Raw genomic sequence first — 21,670 nt, forward strand, 5'->3', positions numbered from 1 at the left:
GGTACGGCGAAGACGGGCTCCCGGTACGGCGAACACCCCCGGGGCACACTGATCCCATGTCCACCCGCCGCAGACACTGCCCCGAATGCCGTCGCGAGATCGCCGTCGTCGCCGGACGCTTCGCCCGGCACGACCCACCCGGCGCGCGCGAGAACGGCGTACTCGTCTCGTGCCCCGGTTCCCGGCGGCAGGCGGAACTCGGAGCCGCGCAGCCCACGTTGGACGGGTACGCAGTCCCCGTCTATCCCGGGCAGCTGCCCCTGTTCTAGGAGGTTCTAGGAAGTTCTGGGAGGTTCTGGGCGCGAGCCCCGCGGCCGCGTACCGCTACGAACCGGTCCGTACGTCCATCCGCGCCACCAACCCGTCCCCGTCGAACCGGTACACATGCTCGACCGTCCCGGCCCAGTGCTCCCCGCTCGCGTCCCGCATCCCGAGTCGTACGGTGGCGACCACCGCCTCGCCGTCCCCGTCGAGCCGCAGCCCCTCCAGCCCTACGAGGGGATGCCCGGCCGCGAACTGCCGTGCCCAGTACGCGCGTACCGCCTCGCGGCCGTGCAGCCGGACCCCGTCCAGCATGTTCGGCCAGTCCACGTCCGGGGCCAGGCACCGCGCGAGAAAGACGTCCCGCTCGTCGGTGGAGAACACCTCGTACATCCGCCGCAGCAGCGCCTCCCGCGTGGCCGGCACCCCCTCGGCGGCCATCTTCAGTTCCCCGCCACCGACTTCACCGCCACCGACACCGGCGAGGGCCCGCTGACCAGTTCCAGGGTCAGCCCGGCAGTCGCCGGGGAATCCACCAACTCCGCGAGTACGGCCGCCACATCGTCCCGCGGCACCGCGCCCCGGCCGGTGTGCGCCTCCAGCCGTACGAGACCGGTGCCGGCGTCGTTCGTCAGCGAACCGGGGCGCAGGATCGTCCAGTCCAGGGCGTCCAGTCCGCTCACGTACGCGTCCGCCTCGCCCTTGGCGCGCTGGTAGACGTCGAAGACCTCACTGCCCTCGTGCGCCGGATCCGCGCCCATGGACGACACGACCACGAAGCGCCGTACGCCCGCCCGGACCGCCGCGTCCGCGAACAGCACCGCCGCACCCTTGTCGACCGTGTCCTTGCGGGCCACCCCGCTGCCCGGACCCGCGCCCGCCGCGAAGACCGCCGCGTCGGCGCCCCGCAGCTGCGCCGCGACCTCCTCGACCGAGGCCGACTCCAGGTCCAGCAGCACCGGTTCGGCACCGGCCTCCCGCAGGTCGTCGCCCTGTTCGGCGCGGCGGATGATCCCCGCGACCTCGTCCCCGCGCGCGGAGAGCAGCCGCTCCAGCCGCAGCGCGATCTGACCATGACCACCAGCGATGACAATGCGCATGCTTCCGACCGTACGCCCGAAGAGCCGCATCCGCCGCACGACTCCGGCCACACCTCAGGGCCTACACATCAGGCACACCGCCCGGTGACCGCCCTCTTCGGTAACTGCCCCCTACGACGCTTGCCCCTACGACGCCTGCCCCCTACGACGCCTGCCCCCTTCGGCAACGGCCCCCTACGACAACGGCCCCCTACGACAACGGCCCCCTACGACAACTGCCCCCGCCCCTGCCGAGGCAGCCCCAACTCCCCTGTCGCAGCCGTGTCGCAGTACTCCCGTACCGCGCTCGTCCGCGCCACCACGCGCCCTCGGTGCACCACGATCCGGCTGTACGCGAGCGAGAGCGCCCCCGCCAGTCGTTCACCGCGTACCGCGAGCAACTCGGCCGGGAACCCGGCCTCCACGCGTACCTCCGGCAGCCCCAGCACCGCCCGGGCCGACGCGCTCACCGCGTCGTACGCCTCCTCGGGCCGCAGGCCGTTGCGGGAGGCCAGGAGATAGGCCGCCTCCAGCGGGTCGCCGCGCCCGACGGGGTTCGAGACGTCCCGCAGAGCACCGCTGCCCGCGGCCACCCGCACTCCGGCCGCGCGCAGCAGCCGTACCGGAGCCGTGCCCCGCCGGTCGACACCCCCGCAGCCGCCCTGTGGCAGGCACACCACCGCCACGCCGGCCGCCGCGAGCTGGTCGGCGGTCCGGGACGCCACCTCGGCGGGCAGGCGCCCCAGACCGCCGCAGGGCGCGAGGGTCACTCCGGGGCGCAGTCCGCCGGCCATGGCCGCGAGCCGGGACAGGCGGGCCGGGTCGGTGGCGTCGGTGTGCAGGTCCACGGGGCAGCCGTGTTCGGAGGCGACATCCAGGACGGCCTGTACATAGCCCGTCGGATCGGGGTCGAGATCCGGACAGCCGCCCACCACGGAGGCGCCCATCTTCAGCGCGTCCCGCAGCATCGCGAGCCCGTCGGCCCCGGCCACCCCGGTCAGCACCCTCGGCATCGCCACGGTCGTCAGCTCGGTGAACCCGCGCAGCGCCCGCTGTGCCTGGAGTACGGCGGCCAGCGCGCCGAGCCCCGGGACGTCGCCCACGCGCACGTGTGCCCGCAGCGCGGTGGCTCCGTGCCCGAGTTGCAGCAGGGCGGCCTCGGTGGCCCGACGCTGGACGTCCTGGATGTCGTACGAAACCGGACCCTCGTCGTCGGCGGACAGCGCGGTGTCGGCGTGGGCGTGCGGCTCGACCGGGGCCGGCAGGAGCAGATAGCCACCGAGGTCCAGGCGCGCGCCACGCGCGCGTGCCCCGCCCGCCGAGAGACTCCCCGCCGTACCGACCGCCTCGATGCGCCCGCCGCCCAGCCGTACGTCCACGGCCCGGCCGTCCGCGAGTCGCGCGCCGCACAACAGGAGAGACGCCCCCTCGGCCCGTCCGGACGGCGAACTCGACGACGAACCGGACGAGGACGAGGACGACGAACCGGACGAGGAGGGGGGCGGCTGCGGCTGACTGTCGGGCATCGCGCTCCAGGGGCTCGGGGGCTGCGGGGCTCGGGGACTACGGAGGGGGCTCGGGGACTGCTGGCTAAGGACTGCGGAAAGATCGCAAGGGGACGCAAGATCACGCAGAGTGAGTCGAGCCTAGGGTGACCACCCGCTCGCGACAGGGAGGAGCGCAATAGTCGTACCGGTGTGGTCCGCCGCACCGGAGGGGCCTGCGAGGCCCGTGGGAGGACCGCAGATCGGGGCAGGACGGGAGCCGCGAAACGGATTTGGGCGAACGGCGGGCGAGCGTGTAATGTCTTCATCGCTCGCCCCAATAGCTCAGTCGGCAGAGCGTCTCCATGGTAAGGAGAAGGTCTACGGTTCGATTCCGTATTGGGGCTCTGGTGTGAAAGGTTCCCGTCGCAAGGCGGGGCCCGATCGCATCTCAGCGGTGTAGCTCAGTCGGTAGAGCAAGCGGCTCATAATCGCTGTGTCACCGGTTCAAGTCCGGTCACCGCTACTGACAGTAGCCGATTGTGGGGTCGGTCCTTCGATCGGCTACTCTTCTATGCGTTAATGCTTAAACCGTCCCATCCGTTCGTCAAGGAGCACTCCTGTGGCTGCCACCGACGTCCGCCCGAAGATCACGCTGGCCTGCGTGGAGTGCAAGGAGCGGAACTACATCACCAAGAAGAACCGGCGTAACAACCCGGACCGACTGGAGATGAAGAAGCACTGCCCGCGTTGCAACGCGCACACCGCGCACCGCGAAACGCGATAAATCAGGCTCGTACGTGAGGCCGCCCCCGCAGTCGGGGGGCGGCCTCACGTCGTTTCGGTACAGCAGACTTCAGGAGGTGCCGAGCCATGGCGCTCGACCAGTCCTTCGTCGGGCGGAGCTACCCGCCCACCGACCCCTACGAGGTGGGCCGGGAGAAGATCCGTGAGTTCGCGGAGGCGGTGGGGGACGCCAACCCGGCGTACACGGACCCGGAGGCCGCCAAGGCGCTCGGTCACCCCGATGTGATCGCGCCGCCGACCTTCGTGTTCTCGATCACCTTCAAGGCGGCGGGACAGGTCGTCCAGGACCCGCAGCTCGGCCTCGACTACAGCCGGGTGGTGCACGGTGACCAGAAGTTCGCATACGTCCGCCCTGTGCGCGCCGGCGACCGGCTCACCGTCACCTCGACCATCGAGGCGATCAAGTCCATGGCGGGCAACGACATCGTGGACATCCGGGGCGAGGTCCACGACGAGGCCGGCGAGCACGTCGTGACCGCCTGGACCAAGCTCGTGGCCCGTGCGGCCGAGGAGGCGTGAGCAGATGACCGCCAAGATCGCGTACAGCGACGTCGAGGTCGGCACCGAGCTGCCCGCCCAGACCTTCTCCGTGACCCGGGCCACCCTCGTCCAGTACGCCGGCGCCTCCGGCGACTTCAACCCGATCCACTGGAACGAGAAGTTCGCCAAGGAGGTCGGGCTGCCGGACGTCATCGCGCACGGCATGTTCACCATGGCCGAGGCGATCCGCGTGGTCACCGACTGGGCCGGCGACCCGGGGTCGGTCGTCCAGTACGGCGTCCGCTTCACCAAGCCCGTCGTCGTCCCGAACGACGACCAGGGCGCCACCATCGAGGTCAGCGGCAAGGTCGCGGCCAAGCTCGACGACAACACGGTCCGCGTCGACCTCACCGCGACCAGTGCCGGGCAGAAAGTGCTGGGGATGTCGCGGGCGGTCGTACGACTGGCCTGACCCTGGAGTAGCGGTAAGGGGCGTCCTCCATTGCGGGGCGCCCCTTACGCACAGGCGCATCTCACCACTTAAAAGGCTAAGTCCGGCAGCCTTGACGTAGTTAGTGATTGAGTACTAACTTACTGGCATGGTCAGGATGAGCGCAGAAGAGAGGCGCGAGAGTGTCATCCGCGCGGCGACGGCCGAGTTCGCCCGTGGTGGGTACCACGGCACCTCGACCGAGGCGATCGCGAAGCGGGTCGGCGTCTCGCAGCCCTACCTCTTCCGGCTCTTCCCGGGAAAGAAGGCGATCTTCCTCGCGGCGGCCGAGCGGTGCGTGGAGGACACCATCCGCACCTTCAAGGAGGCCGCCGAAGGGCTCGAGGGCGAAGAGGCCCTCCATGCCATGGCGAACGCGTACACCAAGGTCATCGCGGAGCACCCCGAGCAGCTGATGATGCAGATGCAGATGTACGTCGCCGTGGCTGCCGCCGAGGAGGCCGGTGAGCACGAGTTCGGCGAGGCGGTGCGGGCCGGCTGGATGCGGCTGTGGGACACCGTCCACCTGCCCCTCGGTGCCGACGTCAACGAGACGACGACCTTCCTGGCGTACGGAATGCTCGTCAACTGCCTGGTCGCCATGGGCTTCCCGCCCGAGCACCGGGTCTGGGAAGGGCTCTATCCGTCGGCGCGGGCCAAGGGCCGGCTGGAGCACTAGGAAACGAGAAGGCGTCATAGGCGCCTTTTTATGCGCGTGAAAGTTAGTCATCAATAACTAACCGATCTTGGTGATCAGTCGCTCAACACTCTCTGGTCACGCTCTGACTCACTCTCTGGGGGAGAGATGTCACAGCAGACAGCACGTCGCGGGGGAGCCGTCTGGGCCCTCGTCATCACCAGCGTCGCCGGATTCATGGCGGCTCTCGACAACCTCGTCGTCACCACCGCCCTGCCCTCCATCCGCAAGGACCTCGGGGGAGCGCTGGACGACCTGGAATGGACGGTGAGCGCCTACACGCTCACCTTCGCCGTCTTCCTCATGTTCGGCGCGGCGCTCGGCGACCGCTTCGGCCGCCGCCGGCTCTTCATCATCGGCACGGCGGTCTTCACCGCAGCGTCCGCCGCGGCGGCCATGGCGCCCGGCATCGACTCCCTCATCGCGGCCCGCGCGGTCCAGGGTGTAGGCGCGGCGATCATGATGCCGCTGACACTCACCCTTCTCACAGCGGCCGTGCCCGCCGCCAAGCGCGGAATGGCGTACGGCATCTGGGGCGCCGTCAACGGACTCGCCGTCGCCTCCGGACCGCTCATCGGCGGCAGCCTCACCGAACACATCTCCTGGCAGTGGATCTTCTGGCTGAACGTCCCGCTGGGCATCGCCCTGCTGCCGCTCGCCCGACTCCGCCTGGCCGAGTCCCGCGGCTCCGATGCACGGCTCGACGTGCTCGGCACCGTGCTCGCCAGCAGCGGCCTCTTCGGGATCGTCTACGGCCTGGTCCGCAGCCCCGTCGACGGCTGGACCAGCCCTCTCGTCCTGACCGGCCTGTTCGCCGGGACGGCGCTGCTCACCGGCTTCGTCTTCTACAGCATCCGCGCCAAGCACCCCATGCTGCCGATGCGGCTGTTCCGCTCCCGCGCCTTCTCCGGGATCAACGCGGCCAGCCTCCTGATGTTCCTCGGCATGTTCGGGTCGATCTTCCTGCTCAGCCAGTACATGCAGGGCGTGCTCGGCTACTCGCCCACCGAGGCGGGCCTGCGGATGCTGCCCTGGACCGGCATGCCGATGCTCGTGGCGCCCATCGCGGGCATACTCTCCGACCGCATCGGGGGCCGCCCCGTCGTCGCCGCCGGCCTCTTCCTCCAAGCGGCCGGCCTCGCCTGGATGGCCTCCGTGGTCACCGCCGACGCGTCCTACGGTGCCCAGCTGCCCGGCCTGATCATCAGCGGCGTCGGCATGGCCCTGTACTTCGCTCCCGCCGCCAACCTGGTGATGTCCAGCGTCCGCGCCCACGAACAGGGCATCGCCTCCGGCGCGAACAACGCCCTGCGCGAGGTCGGCGGCGCGCTCGGCATCGCCGTCATGGCGTCGATCTTCGCAGCGCAGGGTGGTTACGAGAGCGGGCAGGCCTTTGTCGACGGGCTGCGGCCGGCGTTGGTGACGGGGGCGGCGGTGGTGGCTGTCGCCGGGATCGCGGCGTTGCTGATCCCGGGACGGAAGAGTGCCGCGCGGCTGGCGGCGACGGAGGATGCGGTGGCGGCGCCGGTGAGGGAGACGGCTTCTCGGTGAGTGTCGCGGGGTCGGTGTCGGGTGGTGGCTTGGTTTTGGGTACCCCGCGTTCCCAGTCACCCGGCGTTGGGTGCGGGCGTCCCTGGGGGCTCCGCCCCCAGACCCCCGACCTATGCCCACCCACCACCCGACTCGGTGGGTCGAGAGGCGGGCCTCACCCCGGGGGCTGCGCCCCCATGGGTGGGTGGGGGCTGGGGATGGTCTCCACCCACGGCTCGTCTCGGTTGGTCGTGAGGTGAGTGTCGTCCTGGGGCTGCGTCCCCCGGGGGGTGGGTGGGGGCTGGGGATGGTTTCCATCCACGGCTCGTTTCGGTTGGTCGTGAGGTGAGCGCCACCCTGGTGGGCTGCGCCAGGGGTGGGTCGGGGCCGGGGATGGTTTTTACCCACCGGCCGTATCAGTTGGTTGAGAGGTGGCTGGGCTTTGTCCCGGGGCTGCGCCCTCAGCGGGTGGGTGGGGGCTGGGGACGGTCTCCACCCGCCACCCGACTCGGTTGGCCGACAAGTGAGCGTCGCCCCGAGAGGTGGCCGCCGGAAGGTGGACGTTCCCGTAGTCGCGTACGGCGGGAAGGGGGCGTGTCGGGGGTGTCCGCCCGCAGCGGTTGGCGCGTCAAAGCCAGCACCTCAACAGCCGACCGATTCCGCGCCGTTCCGAGGACGGACACCCCCCGGCGCGGCCCCGCCCCCCACACAACCGAAGGCGCTACGCCCGCCCCCGCCCACCCCGCACAGGCCGCCGCAGGCACAACGCCCCGCCCCCCGTCTCGTACTCTTGAGCGCGTGCAGGAACTCCACGACGCCCCCCTCGCCCCGCTGACCACCTTCCGGCTGGGCGGTCCCGCGGCCCGTCTGGTCACCGCGACGACCGACGCCGAGGTGATCGCCGCAGTCCGCGAGGCGGACGACAGCGGGACGCCCCTGTTGCTCATCGGCGGCGGATCGAACCTGGTCATCGGTGACAAGGGCTTCGACGGCACCGCGCTCGTCATCGCCACGAAGGGCTTCGCCCTCGACGGCACCCGGCTGGAGCTCGCCGCCGGCGAGGTATGGACCGACGCCGTGGCCCGCACCGTGGAGGCCGGACTCGCCGGCATCGAGTGCCTGGCCGGCATCCCCGGCTCAGCCGGCGCGACTCCCATCCAGAACGTGGGGGCGTACGGCCAGGAGGTCTCCTCGACGATCACCGAGGTGATCGCCTACGACCGGACCACGCACGAGACGGTCACGATCCCGAACGCCGACTGCGCCTTCTCATACCGCCACAGCCGCTTCAAGGCCACCCCCGAGCGTTACGTCGTCCTGCGCGTCCGCTTCGAGCTGGAGGACGCCGACGGACTGTCCGGCCCGGTCAAGTACGCCGAGACGGCCCGGGCCCTGGGCGTCGAACCCGGCGACCGCGTGCCCCTCGCGGACGCCCGCGAGACCGTCCTCAAGCTTCGTTCCGGCAAGGGCATGGTCCTGGACCCCGAGGACCACGACACCTGGTCGGCCGGGTCCTTCTTCACCAACCCGATCCTCACCCAGGAGGAGTTCGAAGCCTTCCACGCGCGCGTACGTGCGCGCCTGGGCGAAGGTGTGGAGCCTCCCGCGTACCCGGCAGGGGAGGGCCGCACCAAGACCTCCGCCGCCTGGCTGATCGACAAGGCCGGCTTCAGCAAGGGATACGGCACCGGCCCGGCCCGCATCTCCACCAAGCACACCCTCGCCCTCACCAACCGCGGCTCGGCGACCACCGAGGACCTCCTCACCCTGGCCCGCGAGGTGGTCACCGGTGTCAAAGACGCCTTCGGGGTCACCCTCGTCAACGAACCGGTGACGGTCGGCGTCAGCCTCTGAAAGCTCCCCAAGCTCCCCAAGCTCCCCAAGCTCCAAGAAGCTTCAGTAAAAGCTCTCAAAGGCTCCACCGCCTACTCCGCAAGCCAGTCCTCCACCCCCGCCAACAGCTTCCCCTTCATGTCCTCGGGCGCCGCCGAACCCCGAATGGACTGACGTGCCAGCTCCGCCAGCTCCAGGTCCGTGAAGTCATGGTGGTGGCGGGCGATCTCGTACTGGGCGGCCAGACGAGAACCGAAGAGAAGCGGATCGTCGGCCCCCAGCGCCATCGGCACACCCGCCTCGAACAACGTCCGCAGCGGCACGTCCTCAGGCTTCTCGTACACACCCAGCGCCACGTTCGACGCCGGACACACCTCACACGTCACGCCCCGCTCCGCGAGCCGCTTCAACAGGCGCGGATCCTCCGCCGCCCGGACCCCGTGACCGAGCCGGTTCGCATGCAGGTCGTCCAGACAGTCCCGTACCGAGTACGGCCCTGTCAGCTCGCCCCCGTGCGGCGCCGACAGCAGACCGCCCTCCCGCGCGATGGCGAAGGCCCGGTCGAAGTCCCTCGCCATGCCCCGGCGTTCGTCGTTGGAGAGCCCGAAGCCGACCACGCCCCGGTCGGCGTAACGCACCGCGAGGCGGGCCAGCGTGCGCGCGTCCAGAGGGTGCTTCATGCGGTTCGCGGCGACCAGGACGCGCATGCCCAGCCCGGTCTCCCGCGAGGTCGTCTCCACCGCGTCCAGGATGACTTCCAGGGCCGGGATCAGTCCCCCCAGCCTCGGGGCGTACGAGGTCGGGTCGACCTGGATCTCCAACCAGCCCGAGCCGTCCTTCACATCCTCCTCCGCGGCCTCCCGCACCAGCCGCTGGATGTCCTCGGGCTCTCTCAGGCACGAGCGCGCCGCGTCGTACAGGCGCTGGAAACGGAACCAGCCCCGTTCGTCCGTCGCCCGTAGCTTGGGCGGTTCCCCGCTGGTCAGGGCCTCGCTGAGCGTCTCGGGCAGACGCACGCCGTACTTGTCGGCCAGTTCCAGCACGGTGCCGGGCCGCATCGAACCGGTGAAGTGCAGGTGCAGATGGGCTTTCGGCAGCTCAGAGACATCACGTACACGCTCCATTCCAGGATCCTGCCGTACGTCCCTGCCGTCCCGGTAGCACTTTCCCCTTTAGTGGTCTTGCTCGCACAAATTAGTGGTCTTGCTCGCACAAACAAACAGGGCACCACCTCCGAAAATTCGGAAGTGGTGCCCTGCGACGAACGTCAGTCCCGGGCCTCCGCCAACAGCTTCTGGATCCGCGAGACACCCTCGACGAGGTCCTCGTCCCCCAGGGCGTACGACAGCCGCAGATAGCCCGGCGTACCGAAGGCCTCACCCGGAACGACCGCGACCTCGGCCTCCTCCAGGATCAGCGCGGCCAGCGCGACCGTGTCCTGCGGGCGCTTGCCGCGGATCTCCTTGCCGAGCAGGCCCTTCACCGAGGGGTAGGCGTAGAAGGCGCCCTCGGGCTCGGGGCAGACGACGCCGTCGATCTCGTTGAGCATCCGCACGATCGTCTTGCGGCGGCGGTCGAAGGCCTCCCGCATCGTCGCGACGGCGTCCAGTCCACCCGACACCGCGGCCAGCGCCGCGACCTGCGCCACGTTCGACACGTTCGACGTGGCGTGCGACTGGAGGTTCGTCGCCGCCTTCACGACGTCCTTCGGGCCGATGATCCAGCCGACCCGCCAGCCCGTCATGGCGTACGTCTTCGCGACGCCGTTGACCACGATGCACTTGTCCCGCAGCTCCGGGAGGATCGCGGGCAGGGACGTGAACGTCGCGTCGCCGTAGACCAGGTGCTCGTAGATCTCGTCCGTCATGACCCACAGGCCGTGCTCGACGGCCCAGCGGCCGATCGCCTCGGCGTCCTCGGCGCTGTAGACCGCGCCGGTCGGGTTCGAGGGGGAGACGAAGAGGACGACCTTCGTCTTCTCGGTGCGGGCCGCCTCCAGCTGCTCGACGCTGACGCGGTAGCCGGTCGTCTCGTCCGCGACGACATCGACCGGGACGCCGCCGGCCAGCCGGATCGACTCCGGGTACGTCGTCCAGTACGGCGCCGGGACGATGACCTCGTCGCCCGGGTCGAGGATCGCGGCGAAGGCCTCGTAGATGGCCTGCTTGCCGCCGTTGGTGACGAGGATCTGCGACGGATCGACCTCGTAGTCCGAGTCGCGCAGCGTCTTCGCGGCGATCGCGGCCTTCAGCTCGGGCAGACCACCGGCCGGTGTGTAGCGGTGGTACTTCGGGTTCTTGCAGGCCTCGACGGCCGCCTCGACGATGTAGTCCGGGGTCGGGAAGTCGGGCTCACCGGCGCCGAAGCCGATCACCGGCCGCCCGGCGGCCTTCAGGGCCTTGGCCTTGGCATCCACGGCGAGAGTGGCGGACTCGGAGATCGCGCCGACTCGGGCGGAGACCCGGCGCTCGGTGGGAGGGGTTGCAGCGCTCATGGGGCCCATCGTTTCAGACCGGAAACCACCCCGGCACGCGGGTTTCACAGACTGAACATGTACGGGCAAACCCCTGAACACCCGTCCGGAACCCGGCCGCGGCCAGGGCGATCCACAGTCGATCTTCCGCCGTTCTTCCGTCGGCAGGGCGCCCACGGGCACTTTCTGTTCGACGATGGGCCACAGAACACGTACACTCTCACCTCGTTGGCCTTCAGCAGGCTGCGCTCAATCGGTGCACACCGAGCACTCGGTCGGATGCGGTACGTTGTTGGGGAACACACAAAGGGTCGTAGCTCAATTGGTAGAGCACTGGTCTCCAAAACCAGCGGTTGGGGGTTCAAGTCCCTCCGGCCCTGCTACACACTCCTTCGCCAGGATGTGTGCGCATGTACGTACAGCAATGCACCGCCGTGCGGCTCAGACCGGGCGCGGCACGGCCACGACCCGGAATCAGGTGAGGACGAGTGACGGACGCCGTGGGCTCCATCGACATGCCTGATGCCGAGGACGAGGCGCCGGAGTCCAAGAAGAAGACTCGTAAGGGCGGAAAGCGTGCCAAGAAGGGCCCGCTGAAGCGCCTCGCTCTCTTCTATCGTCAGATTGTCGCCGAGCTGCGCAAGGTCGTCTGGCCTACGCGCGGCCAGCTGACGACGTACACGACCGTCGTGATCGTCTTCGTCGTCATCATGATCGGCCTGGTCACCGTGATTGACTATGGACTCGACCACGCCGCCAAGTACGTCTTTGGCTGAGCCAAGAGCGAAGGGCGCCGTCACCGGCGCCCCTTTCGCGTGTTCCACCCCCATGTATCCAGGAAGAAGCAGCCACCGTGTCTGACCCGAACCTGAACGAGGCCGTCGAGCCGGACGAGTCCGTGGAAGACGAACTCGACATCGTCGAGGGCGCGGACGAGGATCTGGACGAGGTCGAGGCTGCCGACGCCGACGCTGGTGAGCCCGCCGAGGACGCCGCCGTGCACGTCGAGGACGAGGACGAGACCGTCGCGGACGAGACTGACGCCGACGAGTCCGCCGCCGACGAGACCGTCGCGGAAGACGAAGCGGAAGCGGAAGAGGACGTCGAGGAGGAGCCGGCCGAGCCGGTCGACCCCGTCGCCGCCCTGCGCGAGGAACTGCGCACCCTCCCCGGCGAGTGGTACGTCATCCACACCTACGCCGGTTACGAGAACCGCGTGAAGACCAACCTCGAACAGCGTGCCGTCTCGCTGAACGTCGAGGACTTCATCTTCCAGGCCGAAGTGCCGCAGGAAGAGGTCGCGCAGATCAAGAACGGCGAGCGCAAGACCATCCGCCAGAACAAGCTCCCCGGCTACGTCCTGGTGCGCATGGACCTGACGAACGAGTCCTGGGGCGTCGTCCGCAACACCCCCGGCGTCACCGGCTTCGTGGGCAACGCCTACGACCCGTACCCGCTGACCCTGGACGAGATCGTCAAGATGCTCGCCCCGGAGGCCGAGGAGAAGGCCGCCCGCGAGGCCGCCGAGGCCGAGGGCAAGCCGGCTCCGCAGCGCAAGCTCGAGGTCCAGGTGCTGGACTTCGAGGTCGGCGACTCGGTCACCGTCACCGACGGCCCGTTCGCCACGCTGCAGGCGACCATCAACGAGATCAACCCCGACTCGAAGAAGGTCAAGGGCCTCGTGGAGATCTTCGGCCGCGAGACTCCGGTCGAGCTCTCCTTCGACCAGATCCAGAAGAACTAACGCCTTCGGCGACAAAGCCACCGTTCAGGTCAGACGGCTTCACAGCCTGTCTGACCTGCTCGGTTTTTAGCCGCGCAGAGATACCCGTTAGGGTTGTGCGGTTGCCTTCGGGCATCAGGAAACTGACAGAAAAGACAGAGGACCCGGAATGCCTCCCAAGAAGAAGAAGGTCACGGGGCTCATCAAGCTCCAGATCCAGGCCGGTGCCGCCAACCCGGCGCCGCCGGTCGGCCCCGCGCTGGGTCAGCACGGCGTCAACATCATGGAGTTCTGCAAGGCGTACAACGCCGCGACCGAGTCGCAGCGTGGCTGGGTGATCCCGGTGGAGATCACGGTCTACGAGGACCGCTCCTTCACCTTCATCACCAAGACGCCGCCGGCCGCCAAGATGATCCTCAAGGCCGCGGGCATCGAGAAGGGCTCCGGCGAGCCGCACAAGACCAAGGTCGCCAAGATCACCGAGGCGCAGGTCCGCGAGATCGCCACCACCAAGCTCGCCGACCTCAACGCCAACGACCTGGACGCCGCCGCGAAGATCATCGCCGGTACCGCGCGTTCCATGGGCGTCACGGTCGAGGGCTGAGCCCCAACCCCCGCAGAGCAGAAGAAGTGGCAGGGCCTGCTCGGCCCGCACCACGACTCCTCAAGAACACACAGGAGCAGTAGTGAGCAAGCGCAGCAAGTCTCTCCGCGCTGCGGACGCCAAGATCGACCGGGACAAGTTCTACGCCCCGCTCGAGGCCGTCCGTCTCGCCAAGGAGACCTCCACGAGCAAGTTCGACGGCACCGTCGAGGTCGCCTTCCGTCTGGGTGTCGACCCGCGCAAGGCCGACCAGATGGTCCGTGGCACCGTGAACCTCCCGCACGGCACCGGCAAGACCGCCCGGGTCCTGGTCTTCGCGACCGGTGACCGTGCCGAGGCCGCTCGTGCCGCGGGCGCCGACATCGTCGGCGCCGACGAGCTCATCGACGAGGTGTCGAAGGGCCGTCTGGACTTCGACGCCGTCGTCGCCACCCCGGACCTCATGGGCAAGGTCGGCCGCCTCGGCCGTGTCCTGGGCCCGCGTGGTCTGATGCCGAACCCGAAGACCGGCACCGTGACTCCTGACGTCGTCAAGGCCGTCAACGAGATCAAGGGCGGCAAGATCGAGTTCCGCGTCGACAAGCACTCGAACCTGCACTTCATCATCGGCAAGGCGTCCTTCGACGACACCCAGCTGGTGGAGAACTACGGCGCGGCCCTGGACGAGATCCTTCGTCTGAAGCCGTCCGCCGCCAAGGGTCGCTACATCAAGAAGGCCGCGATCAGCACCACGATCGGCCCCGGCATTCCGGTTGACCCGAACCGCACCCGCAACCTCCTCGTCGAGGAGGACCCGGCGGCTGTCTGATCAGGCCGAGCCTGCCGGATCGCCCAGTCGGCGACGGGCCCCGCACCTTCTCGGTGCGGGGCCCGTTCCTGTGTGAGGGGACTGTGCCCTGGGTTAGCGTGCGCACAGGGCGATGGCACAGGGGGACGTATGAAGTGCACGACGGGGCGATGCGGTGTCCGCTCGGTCGCGATGGCGGCCGCGCTGACGGTGCTGACCGCCTGTACCTCCTCCGAGCCCTCCCCGAAGCCCGAGAACGACCGCGCGGCGACCTCCGAGTTCCTCCCGGCCCTGCGCCTGGCCGAGCGGTCCACCGACCGGGCCGAGTCGGCCAGGGTGCGGTCCACCACCGTCATGGGCACCCAGCTGTCCGTCGAGGCCGAGGGCGCGCTCGACTGGGGCAGCGCGCTCACCGGCACCCTGACCATCACGTACACCGGCGGCACCACGGCCGAGACGATGCGCGGCCTCGGCATCACGTCGATGGAGGCCCGCTATCTGTCCGACGCCTACTACGCGCGGATGGGCGACGCGTTCGCCGAGAAGGCCGGCGGCAAGCACTGGCTCAGGTACGTCTACGACGATCTCGAGGCCCTCGGCGGCGGTGGCGCGAACTTCGCCGACCAGATGCGCAACACCACGCCCAACCAGTCGGTGAAGCTGCTCCTGGACTGCGAGGACGTGCGCAAGGTCGGCGCGGAGACGGTGAGCGGGCAGCCCACCACGCACTACTCCGGCACGGTCGAGGTGAGCGACGTCGCCGACGCCGAACTGCGGCAGCAGCTGGAAGGGGCCGGGGTGACCACACAGACCGTCGACATCTGGGTCGACGACCAGGACCTGCTGGTCAAGAAGGTCGAGAAGGGCCGGATGGCCGCCGGCGAGCTGACCCAGACCGCGTACTACAGCGACTACGGCGTGCGGGTCTGGGTACAAAAGCCTCCGGCCGACGACACCGAGGACTTCAAGGAGCTCCTGAAGCAGCAGGGCGCGCTCGGCAACACCCCCTGAACCACAGGGAATTCACGAGACCGCTCACGCCCCCCTGGGATACGCTCGCGCCCTTGCTGTGAATGGCCCGTGTGCTCCTTGGGGGGAAACGATGGAGGCATCCGTACGTGGTTCCGCGCGCCGCCGGGCGGCAGGCGCCGGAGTTGCCGCACTGCTCCTTGCCGCCGGTGCCGCGGGCTGCGGGACGGCCGCGGAGGAGTCGCCGAAGATGACGCCGGCGGCGGCTGTCGCCGAGGCGGCGAAGAACGCGGACGACATCACGTCCTTCCGCTACCGGATGACCGGCAGGGTCCCGGAGCAGGGCCGGATCAGAGCCGAGGCCTCGATGCGCACCGAGCCCACCGTCGCCATGAGCATGAAGATGACGGCGCTCGACCAAGGGTCGGACCAGGTCGCGGAGATCCGGTTCGTGGACAAGGTCATGTACATGGGCGGAGGAGCCGCGGCCGCCGAGGAGCTGGACGGCAAGAGCTGGATCAAGCTCGACATGGCCACGCTGGGCGGGGGCGCGGTCGACAACAACTCCTACGGTGCGCTGCCCCGCCAGGCCGAGGGGAACCCGGCCACGCAGTCCACCATCCTGAACGGCTCCAAGGACCTTCAGGAGGCCGGCACCGAGACGATCGACGGCACCCGGACCACGCACTACAAGGGCACGGTCACAAGCCGCGACCTGCGTGCCGCTCGTGACGCGGCGAAGGACGAGGCGACCCGTGAGCGTCTGATCAAGAGCCTCGACCAGTTCATGGCGCTGCGCGTCGACGAGGTCACGATGGACATGTGGATCGACGGCGAGGACCACACCAAGCAGTTCCGCATGCGCGGCGACGCCGACAAGGGCCCGCTCGACATGACCATCACCTTCCTCGACGTCAACGAACCGGTGACGGTCACGGCCCCGCCGGCGAAGGACACCGTCGACATCGCCGAGGCGATGGACTCCATGGCAGGCGCCGAGAGCTGAGCCCCGTACGAGCGGATTTGCTCGACGGCGATCCGGTCGCGTATCCTCCTGAGGAAGCCAAAGACCGCTGGTCGTTGCCGTGTGCTCGTAAGAGGGCGCGGTGGCCGAAGGATCCGCTGAACTGCGGACGACCCGCGCAGGTGACCGTGGATGTGCTCCCGGAGTTCGCTGCTTGCGTTGCGAATGCCGGTCGAGCTACGCCCCGTGCGCCTGCGCCGGGGCGTTTCGTTCGTCCCAGCCCCTTCTGAGCGGTCCTCATCACCCGGAAGGAGGCCGACGCTCTATGGCAAGGCCCGACAAGGCTGCCGCGGTGGCCGAGCTCGCGGAGCAGTTCCGTAGCTCGAATGCCGCCGTGCTGACCGAGTACCGGGGTCTCACCGTGGCGCAGCTCAAGACGCTGCGTCGTTCGCTCGGTGAGAACGCCCAGTACGCCGTGGTGAAGAACACGCTGACCAAGATTGCGGCCAACGAGGCCGGGATCTCTACGCTCGACGACCTGTTCAACGGTCCGACGGCAGTCGCCTTCGTCACCGGTGACCCGGTGGAGTCGGCGAAGGGTCTTCGTGACTTCGCCAAGGACAACCCGAACCTCGTCATCAAGGGCGGTGTCCTTGACGGCAAGGCGCTGTCCGCCGACGAGATCAAGAAGCTCGCGGACCTCGAGTCCCGCGAGGTTCTGCTCTCCAAGCTGGCGGGTGCCTTCAAGGGCAAGCAGACTCAGGCTGCTCAGGTCTTCCAGGCGCTCCCGTCGAAGCTCGTCCGCACCGTGGACGCGCTTCGTGCCAAGCAGGACGAGCAGGGCGGTGCCGAGTAACTCGGCTCCCGAAATGATCGCTGCCTGAGGCTTCCCGCCTGAGGCGACGGTCGTCGCGGGCCGAACGTACGCCCGCCAGACATGTACATACCGGCACCAGCCGAAAAAGTGGAAGGATCGCCCATCATGGCGAAGCTCAGCCAGGAAGACCTGCTCGCGCAGTTCGAGGAGATGACCCTCATCGAGCTCTCCGAGTTCGTGAAGGCGTTCGAGGAGAAGTTCGACGTCACCGCCGCCGCCGCGGTCGCCGTTGCCGGCCCGGCCGGCCCGGCCGCCCCGGCCGAGGCTGCCGAGGAGCAGGACGAGTTCGACGTCATCCTCACCGGCGCCGGCGAGAAGAAGATCCAGGTCATCAAGGTCGTGCGTGAGCTGACCTCCCTGGGCCTCAAGGAGGCCAAGGACCTCGTGGACGGCGCCCCCAAGCCCGTTCTCGAGAAGGTCGCCAAGGAGGCCGCGGAGAAGGCCGCCGAGTCCCTCAAGGGCGCCGGCGCCTCCGTCGAGGTCAAGTGACCCCACGGAGTCCGCAGGACTCCTGTTGCTAGCTGACACAGTTCCTCCGAGAGGGCTGTAACGCTGACGCACCGAAGAGCGATCATCCATCCGGGTGGTCGCTCTTCGGCGTTCCGGGGAGCCGGGCGGCGGCTGCCTTGCACCGACGTTCGCGCGGAGTATGGTGATCTTCGTCGTGTCTCCGGGCGCCCCCGGTGCAGGCTGCACGTGACGAGCGCAGCACCCGGTTCGGGCAAGGAGGGCCTTGACGAACCGCACGCAGCGCGCAATTCTCAGGACGCGTCGTCACAAGGATCCGAATCCGAGGCATGGATCGGCGACGAAGAGGGCAGTATCACCGTGCGTTGAGGACGTGGGCTTGCCGAAGGTGTTGAGAGCAACGAGGGTCTTGATAAACCCGGACTGGACATCAGTGTGCCAAATGGCTACACTGACCCTTTGCGCTGCCTGTTAGCTGCCTCCTGCCCGTCACCAGGGGCATACCCTCACTTGAGCACCGACGATCAGACCGTATCTGACCTGGCCCTTTGAGCCGGAGAAGGAACCGTCTGTCTCTGTGCCCGGGAGAGGGACCGGTACGCGCGTAGTGAGTCCGAGCCCTCGGAAGGACCCCCTCTTGGCCGCCTCGCGCACTGCCTCGACCGCGAATACGAACAACGGCGCCAGCACCGCCCCGCTGCGCATCTCCTTTGCAAAGATCAAGGAGCCCCTCGAGGTTCCGAACCTTCTTGCGCTGCAAACCGAGAGCTTCGACTGGCTGCTCGGCAACGACGCGTGGAAGGCTCGTGTCGAGGCGGCTCTGGAGTCCGGTCAGGACGTCCCCACCAAGTCCGGTCTGGAGGAGATCTTCGAGGAGATCTCTCCGATCGAGGACTTCTCCGGGTCGATGTCGCTGACGTTCCGCGACCACCGTTTCGAGCCGCCTAAGAACAGCATCGACGAGTGCAAGGACCGCGACTTCACGTACGCGGCCCCGCTCTTCGTCACCGCCGAGTTCACCAACAACGAGACCGGCGAGATCAAGTCCCAGACCGTCTTCATGGGCGACTTCCCGCTCATGACCGGCAAGGGCACCTTCGTCATCAACGGCACCGAGCGTGTCGTGGTGTCGCAGCTGGTCCGCTCGCCGGGCGTCTACTTCGACTCCTCGATCGACAAGACGTCCGACAAGGACATCTTCTCCGCCAAGATCATCCCGTCCCGGGGTGCCTGGCTGGAGATGGAGATCGACAAGCGCGACATGGTCGGTGTGCGCATCGACCGCAAGCGCAAGCAGTCCGTCACCGTCCTGCTCAAGGCTCTCGGTTGGACCACCGAGCAGATCCTCGAGGAGTTCGGCGAGTACGAGTCCATGCGCGCCACCCTGGAGAAGGACCACACCCAGGGCCAGGACGACGCGCTGCTCGACATCTACCGCAAGCTGCGTCCGGGCGAGCCCCCGACGCGTGAGGCCGCGCAGACCCTGCTCGAGAACCTCTACTTCAACCCCAAGCGCTACGACCTCGCCAAGGTCGGCCGCTACAAGGTCAACAAGAAGCTGGGTGGGGACGCTCCGCTGAACGCGGGTGTCCTGACCGTCGAGGACGTCATCTCGACGATCAAGTACCTGGTGAAGCTGCACGCCGGCGAGACCGAGACGGCCGCCGACAACGGCCAGACGATCGTCGTCGAGACCGACGACATCGACCACTTCGGCAACCGTCGTCTGCGCAGCGTCGGCGAGCTCATCCAGAACCAGGTCCGTACGGGTCTGGCGCGTATGGAGCGAGTCGTCCGCGAGCGCATGACGACCCAGGACGTCGAGGCGATCACGCCGCAGACCCTGATCAACATCCGGCCGGTCGTCGCCTCCATCAAGGAGTTCTTCGGCACCAGCCAGCTGTCGCAGTTCATGGACCAGAACAACCCGCTGTCGGGTCTCACCCACAAGCGCCGTCTGTCGGCTCTTGGCCCGGGTGGTCTCTCCCGTGAGCGGGCCGGCTTCGAGGTCCGTGACGTGCACCCGTCCCACTACGGACGTATGTGCCCGATCGAGACCCCTGAAGGCCCGAACATCGGTCTGATCGGTTCGCTCGCCTCCTACGGCCGCGTCAACGCGTTCGGTTTCGTGGAGACGCCGTACCGCAAGGTCACCGGCGGTGTCGTCACCGACGACGTCGACTACCTGACGGCCGACGAAGAGGACCGATTCGTCATCGCGCAGGCCAACGCCGAGCTCAATGACGACATGCGTTTCACCGAGAACCGCGTCCTGGTCCGCCGCCGTGGCGGCGAGGTCGACTACGTCCCCGGTGACGACGTGGACTACATGGACGTCTCGCCGCGCCAGATGGTGTCGGTCGCGACCGCCATGATCCCGTTCCTCGAGCACGACGACGCCAACCGTGCCCTGATGGGCGCGAACATGATGCGTCAGGCCGTGCCGCTCATCAAGAGCGAGTCCCCGCTCGTCGGCACCGGCATGGAGTACCGCTCCGCCGTCGACGCCGGCGACGTGGTCAAGGCCGAGAAGGCGGGTGTGGTCCAGGAGGTCTCCGCGGACTACATCACCACCGCCAACGACGACGGCACGTACATCACGTACCGCCTGGCCAAGTTCGCCCGCTCCAACCAGGGCACCTCGGTCAACCAGAAGGTCATCGTCAACGAGGGCGACCGGATCATCGACGGCCAGGTCCTGGCCGACGGCCCGGCCACCGAGAACGGCGAGATGGCGCTGGGCAAGAACCTGCTCGTGGCGTTCATGCCGTGGGAGGGTCACAACTACGAGGACGCGATCATCCTGTCGCAGCGCCTCGTGCAGGACGACGTCCTCTCCTCGATCCACATCGAGGAGCACGAGGTCGACGCCCGTGACACCAAGCTCGGCCCCGAGGAGATCACCCGGGACATCCCGAACGTCTCCGAGGAGGTCCTCGCCGACCTCGACGAGCGCGGCATCATCCGTATCGGTGCCGAGGTCGTCGCCGGCGACATCCTGGTCGGCAAGGTCACGCCCAAGGGTGAGACCGAGCTGACCCCGGAGGAGCGTCTGCTCCGTGCGATCTTCGGTGAGAAGGCCCGTGAGGTCCGTGACACCTCGCTGAAGGTGCCGCACGGCGAGATCGGCAAGGTCATCGGCGTCCGCGTCTTCGACCGTGAAGAGGGCGACGAGCTGCCGCCGGGCGTGAACCAGCTGGTTCGTGTCTACGTGGCGCAGAAGCGCAAGATCACGGACGGCGACAAGCTGGCCGGCCGTCACGGCAACAAGGGTGTCATCTCCAAGATCCTGCCCATCGAGGACATGCCGTTCCTCGAGGACGGGACCCCGGTCGACATCATCCTGAACCCGCTGGGTGTGCCGTCCCGAATGAACCCGGGACAGGTCCTGGAGATCCACCTCGGCTGGCTCGCCAGCCGCGGCTGGGACGTCTCCGGCCTCGGAGAGGACTGGGCGCAGCGCCTCCAGGTCATCGGCGCCGACCAGGTCGACCCCGGCACGAACGTCGCGACGCCGGTGTTCGACGGCGCCCGCGAGGACGAGCTGACCGGTCTGCTGCAGCACACCATCCCGAACCGCGACGGCGAGCGCATGGTGCTCCCGTCCGGCAAGGCGAGGATGTTCGACGGCCGCTCCGGCGAGCCGTTCCCGGAGCCGATCTCGGTCGGCTACATGTACATCCTCAAGCTCCACCACCTGGTCGACGACAAGCTGCACGCCCGGTCGACCGGTCCGTACTCGATGATCACCCAGCAGCCGCTGGGTGGTAAGGCCCAGTTCGGTGGCCAGCGCTTCGGTGAGATGGAGGTGTGGGCGCTGGAGGCTTATGGCGCCGCGTACGCCCTCCAGGAGCTGCTGACCATCAAGTCCGACGACGTCACCGGCCGCGTGAAGGTCTACGAGGCCATCGTCAAGGGCGAGAACATTCCCGAGCCCGGCATCCCCGAGTCCTTCAAGGTGCTCATCAAGGAGATGCAGTCCCTGTGCCTCAACGTGGAGGTGCTGTCCTCGGACGGCATGTCCATCGAGATGCGCGACACCGACGAGGACGTCTTCCGCGCTGCGGAGGAGCTTGGCATCGACCTGTCCCGGCGTGAGCCGAGCAGCGTCGAAGAGGTCTGACGGGAGTTCGGAGGCCTTCAC

At 68.3% G+C, this 21,670-nt stretch carries 21 protein-coding genes and 3 tRNA genes; 19 read left to right on the plus strand and 5 right to left on the minus strand.

What is annotated here, in order from left to right; translation table 11 throughout:
* The first annotated feature begins 56 nt into the window (after nucleotides 1–56).
* Nucleotides 57–269, plus strand: coding sequence for a hypothetical protein (locus AC5P09_RS18205; RefSeq protein WP_266435177.1), 213 nt, complete (start codon nucleotides 57–59; stop codon nucleotides 267–269).
* Between the two features lie 55 nt (nucleotides 270–324).
* Here AC5P09_RS18205 and AC5P09_RS18210 read toward each other — a convergent pair whose 3' ends face one another.
* From AC5P09_RS18210 to AC5P09_RS18220, 3 genes are all read right to left on the minus strand, one after another.
* Entirely contained in the window at nucleotides 325–702 is a 378-nt protein-coding gene (locus AC5P09_RS18210; RefSeq protein WP_493874918.1) for a nuclear transport factor 2 family protein, read from the minus strand.
* Nucleotides 703–704: 2 nt separating this feature from the next.
* Nucleotides 705–1,361 carry an SDR family oxidoreductase gene (locus tag AC5P09_RS18215; protein WP_493874919.1) on the minus strand — a complete coding sequence of 219 codons (657 nt, stop codon included), beginning with the start codon at nucleotides 1,359–1,361 and terminating at the stop codon, nucleotides 705–707.
* A gap of 206 nt (nucleotides 1,362–1,567) precedes the next feature.
* Complete coding sequence (locus AC5P09_RS18220) at nucleotides 1,568–2,866, minus strand: amidohydrolase family protein (protein ID WP_493874920.1); 1,299 nt, start codon at nucleotides 2,864–2,866, stop codon at nucleotides 1,568–1,570.
* A gap of 292 nt (nucleotides 2,867–3,158) precedes the next feature.
* Between AC5P09_RS18220 and AC5P09_RS18225 the strand changes: the two genes are divergently transcribed.
* The 8 genes from AC5P09_RS18225 (at nucleotide 3,159) to AC5P09_RS18260 (ending at nucleotide 8,682) form a co-directional block, all read left to right on the plus strand.
* Nucleotides 3,159–3,231 (plus strand) — tRNA-Thr (locus AC5P09_RS18225).
* A gap of 46 nt (nucleotides 3,232–3,277) precedes the next feature.
* Nucleotides 3,278–3,350 (plus strand) — tRNA-Met (locus AC5P09_RS18230).
* Nucleotides 3,351–3,446: 96 nt separating this feature from the next.
* The gene (rpmG, locus tag AC5P09_RS18235) at nucleotides 3,447–3,611 is read left to right on the plus strand and encodes a 50S ribosomal protein L33 (RefSeq protein WP_003948671.1); all 165 of its coding nucleotides are present in this window, start codon (nucleotides 3,447–3,449) and stop codon (nucleotides 3,609–3,611) included.
* An 86-nt stretch (nucleotides 3,612–3,697) separates the two neighbouring features.
* Nucleotides 3,698–4,150, plus strand: coding sequence for an FAS1-like dehydratase domain-containing protein (locus AC5P09_RS18240; RefSeq protein WP_493874921.1), 453 nt, complete (start codon nucleotides 3,698–3,700; stop codon nucleotides 4,148–4,150).
* A gap of 4 nt (nucleotides 4,151–4,154) precedes the next feature.
* Nucleotides 4,155–4,583, plus strand: a complete 429-nt coding sequence (locus tag AC5P09_RS18245; RefSeq protein WP_411149753.1) for a MaoC family dehydratase — start codon at nucleotides 4,155–4,157, stop codon at nucleotides 4,581–4,583.
* Between the two features lie 127 nt (nucleotides 4,584–4,710).
* Nucleotides 4,711–5,280 carry a TetR/AcrR family transcriptional regulator gene (locus tag AC5P09_RS18250; RefSeq protein WP_493874922.1) on the plus strand — a complete coding sequence of 190 codons (570 nt, stop codon included), beginning with the start codon at nucleotides 4,711–4,713 and terminating at the stop codon, nucleotides 5,278–5,280.
* 126 nt (nucleotides 5,281–5,406) lie between these two features.
* Entirely contained in the window at nucleotides 5,407–6,849 is a 1,443-nt protein-coding gene (locus AC5P09_RS18255) for a DHA2 family efflux MFS transporter permease subunit (RefSeq protein ID WP_493874923.1), read from the plus strand.
* Nucleotides 6,850–7,626: 777 nt separating this feature from the next.
* Entirely contained in the window at nucleotides 7,627–8,682 is a 1,056-nt protein-coding gene (locus tag AC5P09_RS18260) for a UDP-N-acetylmuramate dehydrogenase (protein WP_493874924.1), read from the plus strand.
* A gap of 71 nt (nucleotides 8,683–8,753) precedes the next feature.
* Here the strand turns inward: AC5P09_RS18260 and AC5P09_RS18265 are convergent, their stop codons facing one another.
* Nucleotides 8,754–9,785: an adenosine deaminase gene (locus AC5P09_RS18265; RefSeq protein ID WP_493874925.1), complete on the minus strand. Its 1,032-nt coding sequence runs from the start codon at nucleotides 9,783–9,785 to the stop codon at nucleotides 8,754–8,756.
* A 143-nt stretch (nucleotides 9,786–9,928) separates the two neighbouring features.
* Nucleotides 9,929–11,155, minus strand: a complete 1,227-nt coding sequence (locus AC5P09_RS18270) for a pyridoxal phosphate-dependent aminotransferase (protein WP_493874926.1) — start codon at nucleotides 11,153–11,155, stop codon at nucleotides 9,929–9,931.
* Nucleotides 11,156–11,441: 286 nt separating this feature from the next.
* Between AC5P09_RS18270 and AC5P09_RS18275 the strand changes: the two genes are divergently transcribed.
* The 10 genes from AC5P09_RS18275 to rpoB all read left to right on the plus strand — a co-directional run bounded on the left by AC5P09_RS18275 (nucleotide 11,442) and on the right by rpoB (nucleotide 21,649).
* Nucleotides 11,442–11,514: transfer RNA gene (locus AC5P09_RS18275), tRNA-Trp, on the plus strand.
* Between the two features lie 108 nt (nucleotides 11,515–11,622).
* Entirely contained in the window at nucleotides 11,623–11,910 is a 288-nt protein-coding gene (gene secE / locus AC5P09_RS18280) for a preprotein translocase subunit SecE (RefSeq protein ID WP_266435154.1), read from the plus strand.
* 77 nt (nucleotides 11,911–11,987) lie between these two features.
* Nucleotides 11,988–12,878: a transcription termination/antitermination protein NusG gene (gene nusG / locus AC5P09_RS18285; protein ID WP_493874927.1), complete on the plus strand. Its 891-nt coding sequence runs from the start codon at nucleotides 11,988–11,990 to the stop codon at nucleotides 12,876–12,878.
* A gap of 148 nt (nucleotides 12,879–13,026) precedes the next feature.
* On the plus strand, nucleotides 13,027–13,461 hold the full coding sequence (gene rplK / locus AC5P09_RS18290; RefSeq protein ID WP_266435150.1) for a 50S ribosomal protein L11: 435 nt from the start codon (nucleotides 13,027–13,029) through the stop codon (nucleotides 13,459–13,461).
* Between the two features lie 82 nt (nucleotides 13,462–13,543).
* Nucleotides 13,544–14,269 carry a 50S ribosomal protein L1 gene (gene rplA, locus AC5P09_RS18295; protein WP_266435148.1) on the plus strand — a complete coding sequence of 242 codons (726 nt, stop codon included), beginning with the start codon at nucleotides 13,544–13,546 and terminating at the stop codon, nucleotides 14,267–14,269.
* 129 nt (nucleotides 14,270–14,398) lie between these two features.
* A complete protein-coding gene (locus AC5P09_RS18300; protein ID WP_493874928.1) occupies nucleotides 14,399–15,259 on the plus strand; it encodes an SCO4651 family lipoprotein in 861 nt (286 codons plus the stop codon).
* A gap of 91 nt (nucleotides 15,260–15,350) precedes the next feature.
* Nucleotides 15,351–16,223, plus strand: a complete 873-nt coding sequence (locus AC5P09_RS18305) for an SCO4651 family lipoprotein (protein ID WP_493874929.1) — start codon at nucleotides 15,351–15,353, stop codon at nucleotides 16,221–16,223.
* A gap of 283 nt (nucleotides 16,224–16,506) precedes the next feature.
* Nucleotides 16,507–17,037, plus strand: coding sequence for a 50S ribosomal protein L10 (gene rplJ / locus AC5P09_RS18310; RefSeq protein WP_030039746.1), 531 nt, complete (start codon nucleotides 16,507–16,509; stop codon nucleotides 17,035–17,037).
* Between the two features lie 126 nt (nucleotides 17,038–17,163).
* The gene (rplL, locus tag AC5P09_RS18315) at nucleotides 17,164–17,547 is read left to right on the plus strand and encodes a 50S ribosomal protein L7/L12 (protein ID WP_266435141.1); all 384 of its coding nucleotides are present in this window, start codon (nucleotides 17,164–17,166) and stop codon (nucleotides 17,545–17,547) included.
* A 616-nt stretch (nucleotides 17,548–18,163) separates the two neighbouring features.
* Nucleotides 18,164–21,649 (plus strand): DNA-directed RNA polymerase subunit beta, encoded by a 3,486-nt coding sequence (rpoB, locus tag AC5P09_RS18320; RefSeq protein ID WP_493874930.1) that lies wholly within the window; start codon nucleotides 18,164–18,166, stop codon nucleotides 21,647–21,649.
* Nucleotides 21,650–21,670: the final 21 nt, after the last annotated feature.

The organism is Streptomyces sp. a15, from assembly GCF_059026085.1.

Coding starts and splice junctions, on each gene's coding strand:
- AC5P09_RS18265 (WP_493874925.1), bottom strand. CDS start 9,785: ATGGAGCGTGTACGTGATGTCTCTGAGCTGCCGAAAGCCCATCTGCAC.
- AC5P09_RS18300 (WP_493874928.1), top strand. CDS start 14,399: ATGAAGTGCACGACGGGGCGATGCGGTGTCCGCTCGGTCGCGATGGCG.
- AC5P09_RS18220 (WP_493874920.1), bottom strand. CDS start 2,866: ATGCCCGACAGTCAGCCGCAGCCGCCCCCCTCCTCGTCCGGTTCGTCG.
- rplJ (WP_030039746.1), top strand. CDS start 16,507: ATGGCAAGGCCCGACAAGGCTGCCGCGGTGGCCGAGCTCGCGGAGCAG.
- AC5P09_RS18205 (WP_266435177.1), top strand. CDS start 57: ATGTCCACCCGCCGCAGACACTGCCCCGAATGCCGTCGCGAGATCGCC.
- AC5P09_RS18305 (WP_493874929.1), top strand. CDS start 15,351: ATGGAGGCATCCGTACGTGGTTCCGCGCGCCGCCGGGCGGCAGGCGCC.
- AC5P09_RS18245 (WP_411149753.1), top strand. CDS start 4,155: ATGACCGCCAAGATCGCGTACAGCGACGTCGAGGTCGGCACCGAGCTG.
- AC5P09_RS18270 (WP_493874926.1), bottom strand. CDS start 11,155: ATGAGCGCTGCAACCCCTCCCACCGAGCGCCGGGTCTCCGCCCGAGTC.
- AC5P09_RS18240 (WP_493874921.1), top strand. CDS start 3,698: ATGGCGCTCGACCAGTCCTTCGTCGGGCGGAGCTACCCGCCCACCGAC.
- rplK (WP_266435150.1), top strand. CDS start 13,027: ATGCCTCCCAAGAAGAAGAAGGTCACGGGGCTCATCAAGCTCCAGATC.
- rplL (WP_266435141.1), top strand. CDS start 17,164: ATGGCGAAGCTCAGCCAGGAAGACCTGCTCGCGCAGTTCGAGGAGATG.
- AC5P09_RS18255 (WP_493874923.1), top strand. CDS start 5,407: ATGTCACAGCAGACAGCACGTCGCGGGGGAGCCGTCTGGGCCCTCGTC.
- AC5P09_RS18250 (WP_493874922.1), top strand. CDS start 4,711: ATGGTCAGGATGAGCGCAGAAGAGAGGCGCGAGAGTGTCATCCGCGCG.
- AC5P09_RS18215 (WP_493874919.1), bottom strand. CDS start 1,361: ATGCGCATTGTCATCGCTGGTGGTCATGGTCAGATCGCGCTGCGGCTG.
- AC5P09_RS18210 (WP_493874918.1), bottom strand. CDS start 702: ATGGCCGCCGAGGGGGTGCCGGCCACGCGGGAGGCGCTGCTGCGGCGG.